We start from the raw sequence: 4,474 nt of genomic DNA on the forward strand, positions 1-4,474 counted from the left end.
ATCGGGGCGGCCAGGCGATCGTCAGCGAGGCCCTGGCCCGGCGGCTGGACGGGAGCGAGGGCCTGGTGCGCACGGTGCCGGTGCGGTTCGAGGCCCGGCCCATCGAGGCGCTGCAGCTGCCGGCCCGACGGCTGCCCCGCCAGCTCACCACGGTGGAGGCCTCCCTGCGACTGGATGCCCTGGCCTCGGCCGGCTTCGGGCTGTCCCGGAATCGCATGGCCACCCTGATCCGCCAGGGGGCCGTCCGCCTCGACTGGAAGGTGGTCAGCAGTCCCAGCCAGCCCCTGGCGGTGGGGGCGCGGGTCCAGCTGGAGGGGCGGGGCGAGCTGGAGGTGCTGGCGATCGAAGCCACCAAGCGGGAGCGTTACCGGATCCGGCTGGAGCGCCATTGAGGGACCGGCGGCGCAAGTTGACAGGAGGGAAGGCCGGCGAGTAGGAAAACCTGGGTGGAGCGGATCCGACAGATCGACTGTGAAAGGTCAGCTGCCGGTGGCGTTTCCTTCCCGCCGATGACCACTCACTTGAACGGCGAAACATCCCGGTTTTTCCCGTGATGTTCACGGTCGATGTGCGACTTCGGCGCCGCTTCGGTGATTCCGAATGCGGGCGATTAGCTCAGAGGTAGAGCACTACCTTGACACGGTAGGAGTCACTGGTTCGATTCCAGTATCGCCCATTGATAGAGCTCAATTCCACGGATTCAGGGCCGATGGAGTTCAGCGATCCCTACGCTGCTACCCTCGGCCGATCCTGAATGTGAGCCTGCCAGCGTGAGCCCCGCCGAGGCCGTTGCGCCTCTTGCCTGCACGGTGGTGGTGGGTCTGGGCCGCTCCGGTCTGGGGGCGGCCCGTCTGCTTCAGGCCCGCGGCGAGGCGGTGGTGGTCATCGAAAGCGGTGACACGCCGGGGCACCGGGACCTGGCGGCCCAGCTGGAGCGCGAGGGCATCGCGGTGCGGCTGGGGGTGCCCCTGAGCCTCGAGGCGTTCCGGGGCCTGCCGCTGCCTCCGGCCGTGGTGGTGGTCAGCCCGGGCATCCCCTGGAGCCACCCGGTGCTGGAGGCGCTCCGCTCCCGGGGGGTGCAGGTGCAGGGGGAGATCGTGCCCGCCTGGCAGGCCAGCCGCGATGTGCCCTGGATCGGCATCACCGGCACCAACGGCAAGACCACCGTCACCTGCCTGGTGCATCACCTGCTGGAGCAGGCGGGCAGGGACGCACCCCTCTGCGGCAACGTCGGCATCGCCGCCGCCGAGGTGGTGCTGCAGCGACGTCTGGAGCAGGGCCCCCGCCCGGACTGGCTGGTGGTGGAACTGAGCAGTTACCAGATCGAGGCCGCCCCCGCCGTCACGCCGGCCATCGGCGTCTGGACCACCCTCACCCCCGATCACCTGGAGCGCCACGGCACCCTGGCCGCCTACCGGGCCATCAAGCGGCGTCTGCTGGAGAACTCCCGCATCCGCATCCTCAACGCCGACGATCCCGACCTGTGCCAGCACGCCGACAGCTGGGACCGGGCCGACTGGATCACCGCCGGCCCCAGGGAGGCGCTGCCTCCGGGCCTCGATGCGGTGCTCTGGATCGACGACGACGACCAGGTGCGGGGCCGCCAGGGCCCCTTGTTCCCCGCCTCCGCCCTGGCCATGCCCGGGGCCCACAACCGCCAGAATCTGCTGCTGGCCGTGGCGGTGGGGCTCCACGCCGGGCTGGAGCCGGCGGTGATGGAGGCCGCCTGCCGCAGCTTCCCCGGTGTCCCCCACCGGCTTGAGCGCCTCCGCAGCCTCAACGGCGTGACCTGGTTCAACGACAGCAAGGCCACCAACTACGACGCCGCCGAGGTGGCCCTGCGGGCCCTGGAGGGTCCCCTGGTGGTGCTGGCCGGCGGCCAGTCCAAGCAGGGGGAGGCCTCGGCCTGGCTGGAGCAGCTCCAGGAGCGGGCCGCCGCGGTGGTGCTCTACGGCGCGGCGCGGCAGGAGTTCGCCGGCCTGCTGGAGATCAGCGGCTACGGCGGCGTGGTGAAGCAGGAGGAGGGCCTGGAGGGCGCGGTGGCCCTCGCCGCGGCCCTGGCCCCCGCCCTCGGCTGCCGCGGGGTGCTGCTCTCCCCGGCCTGTGCCAGCTTCGACCAGTACACCAGTTTCGAGGCCCGCGGCGACCATTTCCGCCGCCTGGTGCTGGCCCTCGACACCGACAGCTGAGGCGGACGCACCATGGCCTGGTGGTTGATGAAGAGCGAGCCGGACGTCTACGGCATCCACCACCTGCAGGCGGAGGGCACCACCCTCTGGGACGGCATCCGCAACTACCAGGCCCGCAACTTCATGCGCGCCATGCAGATCGGCGATCGGGCGTTCTTCTACCACTCCAATGCCAGCCCCCCGGGCATCGTCGGCCTGATGGAGGTGATCGAGACGGGGCTGGTGGACCCCAGCCAGTTCGATGCCGCCTCCAAGTACTTCGATCCCGCCTCCAAGCCGGAGGCCCCGCGCTGGGACTGCGTGCGCCTGGCCTACCGCGCCACCTTTCCGTCGCTGCTGAGCCTGGAGGCCCTGCGGGAAGCGTTCAGCGTCGAGGACCTGGCGGTGGTGCGCCGGGGCAATCGCCTCTCGATCCTGCCGGTGAGCGACGCCAGCGCCGCCCGGCTGTTCCGCCTGCTGGGGGTGGAGCCGGACGCCTGAGGCCGGCCCCCTCAGGCCGCTGGCGCCGAGAAGGCCCGGTGGCCGGGAAACAGGTTGGCCAGGTAGCAGCGGGTCACCCCGCGGTTGCGGATCCCGTTCTGCACCAGGAAGCCCGCCAGGGCCGCCTGGAACAGCCGGTACTGGTCCCAGTGGGGGTGCTCCTCGATGAACTCCCGCATGGCCTCCAGCAGCGGCGCGGGCACATCCGCCCGCAGGCTCACCAGAGACTCGGCCCCGTCCAGCGGCAGTGTTCTCGGGCGGGACATCGCGGATTCCTGGCAGCGCGTGAGCCACTTCTCCACACCCGAGGGGCCGCGTCAAACGCCGCCGCCGGCGGATGGGCGTGCCCCGTCCCAGCCTGAGACAGCAGCCACCGCAGGCGCTTGCGAGCGTCCACGGGGCCGCGGTCGCCCCTCAGGAGCGCCGGCCATCGCCTGTCAAGCGGTGCCGGCGACGCTGGCCGTTTCTCCCCATCCGGGGCCGGGGGCCAGCGGCGATCACCGCCGCCCTGGGGAGAAACGGTGCAAAACGGGGGGGGCGGCTGCGGAATCCGCCAACGATCACCAATCCTGATCCCCGACGCCGCGCTCAGCGGGTCTCAGGCGCTCCAGGGCGGCGCTGAACGCCTCACTGGCGGCGGCGTCCCAGCACCCCTCGAGGCCCCGGCCTCCTGGGGCGGGGGTCAGCACCAGCTGCAGCGTCCAGTGGTGCCGGTCACCCTCCAGGCCCAGCCACAGGGATCCGCCGTCGCCGGCTTCGGGGTCCCCGATCGGCAGCTCCACCTCCATGGCCACGGCTTCCTCGGCCATCAGGACGTCGGCCATGGCCCGGTGCTGGGCCGTGAGGCGGCCGGCGGCCTGCTGCAGGGCGCCCAGCTCGGCCGCGGTCAGTTCACTGGCCCAGCCGTCCCCGCCGATGAGGGCGATGAAGGGGGCCCGGGTGGGATCCACCACCAACCGCCAGCCCGGGCCCTCGCCGATCTCCACGGCGGGGTGTCAGCGGGTGGCCTCAGCCGGGCAGCAGGTCGGGTTGGTCCTGCTCGTCGCTGAGCTCGATGATGGCCCGCTGAACCGGCTTGATCATCGAGTCGTCGAGCAGGCCGTCGAAATCATCGAAGCGGCGCTGCTTGGCCCGGAAAGCGATGCGAACGGTGGTCAGGTAGCGGTTGCTGGAGTGACGGATCAGGCTCTCCCCCCGCTGGGCCAGTTCCTTGGCGTTGAGTTCGCTGCTCGGCATGCGGGCCTGATCATCAGTCTCAACACCCTAGATCAGCCCACCGGCCCGCCCTTTCCTGCCGGCACCGGCCTAGAAGGGGAGCCACCCATTAACCCAAGAGCGGAACCCTCGCCATGAGCGGAACCCTCGCCATCGACCTGGGCAGCAGCACCACCGTGGTGGCCTGGCAGGACCACCAGGGACCCCCCGGCCTGCTGCCCCTGCCGCCCTACAGCTGCGGCGATCCCTGCGTGGTGCCCAGCCTGCTCTGGCTGGAGGCCCCCGACGCCGAACGCCCCCTGATCGGCCGGCAGGTGCTCGAGGCGGCCCTGGCCGATGGCGACCACCCCGGCCTCTGCCGGGACTTCAAGCGCCAGATCGGAGCCCCGGCGACGGGGGCCTCAGCGGGCTGGCTCAGTGCCGAGAGGGCCGGCACCCTGCTCCTGGAAGGGCTTTGGCGGGCCCTGCCGGCGGAGCTGGTGCCGGAGCGGTTGGTGCTCACCGCCCCGATCGAGACCTACCGGGGCTACCGGTCCTGGCTGGAGCGGGCCTGCCGCGACCTGGCGGTGCCCGAGCTGGCGCTGGTGGAC

6 protein-coding genes, 1 tRNA gene and 1 pseudogene are annotated in these 4,474 nt (G+C 71.6%); 5 read left to right on the plus strand and 3 right to left on the minus strand.

The genetic code is table 11. The annotated features are described in order from the left end of the window. The 4 genes from VB737_RS15075 to VB737_RS15090 all read left to right on the plus strand — a co-directional run. Positions 1-392 (plus strand): S4 domain-containing protein (locus tag VB737_RS15075; protein ID WP_500314163.1); only part of this gene is annotated, 392 nt, incomplete at its 5' end. A 212-nt stretch (positions 393-604) separates the two neighbouring features. Further along, a tRNA-Val gene (locus VB737_RS15080) sits at positions 605-676 on the plus strand. A 94-nt stretch (positions 677-770) separates the two neighbouring features. Then, positions 771-2,189, plus strand: a complete 1,419-nt coding sequence (gene murD, locus VB737_RS15085) for a UDP-N-acetylmuramoyl-L-alanine--D-glutamate ligase (RefSeq protein WP_500314164.1) — start codon at positions 771-773, stop codon at positions 2,187-2,189. 12 nt (positions 2,190-2,201) lie between these two features. Next, a complete protein-coding gene (locus VB737_RS15090) occupies positions 2,202-2,669 on the plus strand; it encodes an EVE domain-containing protein (protein WP_500314166.1) in 468 nt (155 codons plus the stop codon). 11 nt (positions 2,670-2,680) lie between these two features. On the opposite strand, the gene VB737_RS15095 is transcribed toward VB737_RS15090, so the two are convergent. The 3 genes from VB737_RS15095 to VB737_RS15105 form a co-directional block, all read right to left on the minus strand. Further along, the gene (locus VB737_RS15095; protein ID WP_500314167.1) at positions 2,681-2,935 is read right to left on the minus strand and encodes a DUF2811 domain-containing protein; all 255 of its coding nucleotides are present in this window, start codon (positions 2,933-2,935) and stop codon (positions 2,681-2,683) included. Positions 2,936-3,229: 294 nt separating this feature from the next. Then, positions 3,230-3,655: a DUF1818 family protein gene (locus VB737_RS15100; RefSeq protein ID WP_500314169.1), complete on the minus strand. Its 426-nt coding sequence runs from the start codon at positions 3,653-3,655 to the stop codon at positions 3,230-3,232. A 22-nt stretch (positions 3,656-3,677) separates the two neighbouring features. Next, positions 3,678-3,905 (minus strand): DNA-directed RNA polymerase subunit omega, encoded by a 228-nt coding sequence (locus VB737_RS15105; protein WP_015110657.1) that lies wholly within the window; start codon positions 3,903-3,905, stop codon positions 3,678-3,680. A gap of 113 nt (positions 3,906-4,018) precedes the next feature. On the opposite strand from VB737_RS15105, the pseudogene VB737_RS15110 reads away from it, so the two are divergent. Continuing rightward, positions 4,019-4,474 (plus strand): annotated as a pseudogene (locus VB737_RS15110) (Hsp70 family protein); the annotation flags it as partial.

The sequence above is a fragment of the Synechococcus sp. BA-120 BA3 genome (genome assembly GCF_034931285.1).
Taxonomy (GTDB): Bacteria; Cyanobacteriota; Cyanobacteriia; order PCC-6307; family Cyanobiaceae; genus Cyanobium.

What these genes read in the sequence shown, in the direction of transcription:
- VB737_RS15105 (WP_015110657.1), bottom strand. Translation starts at nt 3,905, where the DNA reads ATGCCGAGCAGCGAACTCAACGCCAAGGAACTGGCCCAGCGGGGGGAG.
- VB737_RS15095 (WP_500314167.1), bottom strand. Translation starts at nt 2,935, where the DNA reads ATGTCCCGCCCGAGAACACTGCCGCTGGACGGGGCCGAGTCTCTGGTG.
- VB737_RS15090 (WP_500314166.1), top strand. Translation starts at nt 2,202, where the DNA reads ATGGCCTGGTGGTTGATGAAGAGCGAGCCGGACGTCTACGGCATCCAC.